4 protein-coding genes and 1 pseudogene are annotated in these 3,904 nt (G+C 71.8%); all 5 read left to right on the plus strand.

Annotated elements, in window-relative coordinates; genetic code table 11:
* On the plus strand, positions 1–238 hold a 238-nt coding region (locus tag VGD70_RS26110), incomplete at its 5' end, for an electron transfer flavoprotein subunit beta/FixA family protein (protein WP_414638057.1).
* Between the two features lie 31 nt (positions 239–269).
* A complete protein-coding gene (locus tag VGD70_RS26115) occupies positions 270–1,217 on the plus strand; it encodes an electron transfer flavoprotein subunit alpha/FixB family protein (protein WP_331085821.1) in 948 nt (315 codons plus the stop codon).
* Between the two features lie 605 nt (positions 1,218–1,822).
* On the plus strand, positions 1,823–2,656 hold the full coding sequence (locus tag VGD70_RS26120) for an endonuclease domain-containing protein (protein ID WP_331085823.1): 834 nt from the start codon (positions 1,823–1,825) through the stop codon (positions 2,654–2,656).
* A 126-nt stretch (positions 2,657–2,782) separates the two neighbouring features.
* On the plus strand, positions 2,783–3,559 hold the full coding sequence (locus tag VGD70_RS26125; RefSeq protein ID WP_331085825.1) for a GNAT family N-acetyltransferase: 777 nt from the start codon (positions 2,783–2,785) through the stop codon (positions 3,557–3,559).
* Positions 3,556–3,904: pseudogene (locus VGD70_RS26130) on the plus strand (hypothetical protein); the annotation flags it as partial. The gene VGD70_RS26125 and the pseudogene VGD70_RS26130, both read left to right, overlap by 4 nt.

The following is a 3,904-nucleotide window of genomic DNA, read 5'->3' on the forward strand; positions in this document are numbered from 1 at the left end:
CAACGAGCCGCGGTACCCGTCGTTCAAGGGGATCATGGCGGCGAAGAAGAAGCCGGTCTCGACGATCACGCTGGCCGATGCCGGGATCGACGCGTCGCAGGTCGGGCTGGCCAACGCGCTGAGCACGGTGACGTCCTCGCAGCCCAAGCCGCCCAAGAGCGCTGGGGAGAAGATCGAGGACGAGGGCGACGGTGGCGCGAAGATCGCCGCCTACCTGGTCGCGCAGAAGCTCATCTGAGATCGATCGACGAGAGTAGAGGAGATACCCCATGGCTGAGGTTCTGGTCCTCGTCGACCACCTCGAGGGTGAGATCAAGAAGTCGACCTACGAGCTGCTGACCGCGGCCCGCGCGCTGGGCGAGCCGTCGGCGGTCGTGGTCGGTGCCGCGGGCACGGCGGGCAAGCTGGCCGACGGGCTCAAGGAGCACGGCGCGGAGAAGATCTACGTCGCGGAGACCGACTCGAGCGACTTCCTGTCGCCCGAGGTGTCCGTGCTGGCGTCGCTGGTCGAGGCGAGGTCCCCGGCGGCGGTGCTGATCGGCGTGTCCGCCGACGGCAAGGAGATCGCGGGCCGGCTGGCCGTGCGCACGGACAGCGCGCTGCTCGGCGACGTCGTCGCGGTGGGCGCGGACGGCGTCACGCACTCCGTGTTCGGCGGTGCCTTCATCGCGCAGGCCAAGGCCAACACCGAGCACCCGGTGATCACGCTGCGCCCGGGCTCGGTGGAGATCGAGCCGGCCGCGGGTGCCGGCGCGGAGGAGTCCGTGCAGGTTCCGGCCGCGTCGGGGCGCTCCGCCACGGTGACGAGCCGGGAGCCGATCACCGGTGGTGACCGTCCGGAGCTGACCGAGGCCTCGGTGGTCGTGTCCGGTGGTCGTGGTGTGGGCTCGGCCGACGACTTCTCCGTGGTCGAGGTCCTTGCCGACTCGTTGGGCGCCGCTGTCGGTGCGTCGCGTGCGGCGGTGGACTCGGGCTACTACCCGCACCAGTTCCAGGTGGGGCAGACCGGCAAGACGGTGTCGCCGCAGCTCTACATCGCGCTGGGCATCTCGGGTGCGATCCAGCACCGGGCCGGGATGCAGACGTCGAAGACGATCATCGCGGTGAACAAGGACGCCGAGGCGCCCATCTTCGAGATCGCCGACTACGGGGTAGTGGGCGACCTGTTCAAGGTCGCCCCCCAGCTCACCGACGCGGTCACCAAGCGCAAGAGCTGAGCTCGTTCTCTTTTCGTCGAGGCGGCCGGGGCATTCGCTCCGGCCGCCTCGACGTATTTGTGGCCGCCGTGCGGATCGGGGGCCGTCGTGTGGGTCGGGGGCCGTCGTGTGGGTCGGGCGCCGCCGTCCGGGTCGGGGGCCGTCGTGCGGGTCGGGCGCCGCTGTCCGCTCGCTGGCGGCCGTCGTTCGCGGCCGTCGCCGAGGTCTACTCCAGCGGGTTTTGATCATGGCCGGGATTCCGCTGAGGTAGATCTCGGCGAAACGGCCCACGGCTGGGGCTGGTTCGGTCAGGCTGGGCGGGTGTATGGGTGGGCAGTTTCGGGGGACCGAGGCGGTGGCGGCCGGCCTGGTGACTCCTGATCAGTTGCGTGGGCCGCGCTAGCGGCGGGTGTACCGGACCTGTACCTGCCGTCCGGCGCTGAGCTCGACCTGTGCGCGCCGCTCGCCGTCCGCCTCGTCGGCGGCCTTCGGTGAGATCTACTCCAGCGGGTTTTGATCATGGCCCGGACCCCGCTGAGGTAGATCTCGCCGAATCGGCCCACGGCTGGGGTTGGTTCGGTCAGGCTGGGCGGGTGTTGGGTGGGCAGTTTCGGGGGACGGAGGCGGTGGCGGCCGGCCTGGTGACTCCTGATCAGTTGCGTGGGCCGCGCTACCGGCGGGTGTATCCGGACGTATACCTGTCGTCGGACGCCTCGCTCGACCTTTACGCACGCTCGCGGGCTGCTTACCTGCTGGTCCGTGACCGGGGTGGGGCGCTGGTCGGTTACTCGGCGGCCGCCCTGCTCGGCGTCGACTGCGCCCCGCGCGGCGCTCCGGCCGAGGTTGTGCTGCCCGGTGCGGCTCGTCGACACCCGGGGCTGCGGGCGTACCGGGCCCGGCTCGCGGATCACGATCTGACTACCGCGGCCGGCTGTCGGTTGACCACGCCGGCGCGCACGGCGTGGGATCTGGCTCGCCGGCTGCCGCTGGTCGAGGCGGTGGTCGCGGTGGATGCGCTGGCTCACCGTGGCGCGTTCGCGCCGGCCGACCTGCTGGCCAGGCGCGCCGGCGAACCGGGGGCGCGTGGGTGCCGACGGCTGGCCGAAGTTGTGGGGCTGTCCGAGCCGAGGGCCGAGTCGCCGATGGAAAGTCGGCTGCGGGTGGGCCTGGTCCGGGCAGGGTTACCGGTGCCGCACGCGCAATACGTGATCGCCGACGAATACGGCTTTCCGTTGGCGCGCGTCGACCTCGCATACCCGGTGGCGAAGCTTGCCATCGAGTACGACGGTGCCCACCATTTCGATGCCCGGCGAGCCCGGCTGGACCGGCAGCGCGACGCGGATCTGGCCGGGCTCGGCTGGCGGACGCTGAGGCTGATCGACGACGACCTGCTGGCCATGCCGCAGACCGTGTGTCGGGTCGGCGGACTGCTCGGCATGCCACCGGCCGAGCTCGTGTGACGTTGCGTGAGCGGTTGCGTCCGGTTGGGGGTGCTCGGCGTGCCCCGGCGGAGCGTTCACCCGTTTGCCATCGGGCGGCCAGGGCGGGTCTGAGCTCTCGTTCCACGCGCCATGTACACCTTGGGCATGACGCAGTCGCAGCTGCTGGTGAGCACCCCATCGATCGAGCAGACCGGGCCTACCTCGCGTTATTCGCTGCTGTTGACCAGGAACGATGCCGACGTGGAGGCCGCGCAGCGGCTTCGATACCGGGTGTTTGCCGAGGAGCTCGGCGCCACCCTGAACGACGCGGGCAGCGGCCGCGACATCGACCGCTTCGATGAGCACTGTGACCATCTCGTTGTCCGGGCGGACCGGACCGGCGAGATCGTCGGCACCTACCGGATGCTGCCGCCGGAGCGGGCCGGGGCCGCCGGCGGCCTCTACTCGGAGACCGAGTTCGACCTCTCCGCGTTCGCCGGGTTGCGGTCCTCGCTGGTCGAGGCCGGCCGGTCCTGCGTGCACCCCGATCACCGCAGCGGCGCGGTGGTCAGCCTGGTGTGGGCCGGCATCGCCCGATACCTGCTGCTGACCGGGCACTCGCACCTCACCGGCTGTGCCAGCATCCCGCTGGCCGACGGCGGCGCGCTGGCCAGGGGAGTCTGGGAGAGCGCCAAGGCCAAGCACATGTCCCCGGCGGAGCTGCGGGTGACCCCGTGGCACCCGTGGGACGCCGACGCGGCGCCCCGTCCCGAGCGCACCGTCATCCCGCCGCTGCTGCGTGGCTACCTGCGGCTGGGTGCCTGGGTGTGCGGCGCGCCGGCGCACGACCCGGACTTCGGCGTGGCGGACCTGTTGGTGCTGCTCCCGCTGGAGCGGGTGGACCCGCGCTACCTGCGCTTCTTCCTGGGCGGCGACGCATGACGCAGGTGGCGAGCGACGAGGCGATCCCGGCTGTGTCGCTGCCGCCGCCGACGACTCCCCAGCTGCCGCCGACGACTGCTCAGCCGCCGCCGGCGAGTACCCAGCCGCCGCCGGCGAGTACCCAGCCGCCGCCGGCGAGTACCCAGCCGCCGCCGGCGACTGCTCAGCTGCCGATGCCACATCTCCAGGTCCCGGCGGCACATCCTCAACTGCCGCCGGTAACCCAGCGGGAGGGACATTCCTGGGCGCCGGTGTCCGCGTGCGTGCCGGGCTGCCTGCCGGCGGACGGCTCGCTGCCCCGGGTCGGGCGGGCGCGCCTGGCCGCCCGGCTGACCGGGTTAATGG

The organism is Actinophytocola sp. (assembly GCF_036402745.1).
Classification (GTDB): domain Bacteria; phylum Actinomycetota; class Actinomycetes; order Mycobacteriales; family Pseudonocardiaceae; genus Actinophytocola.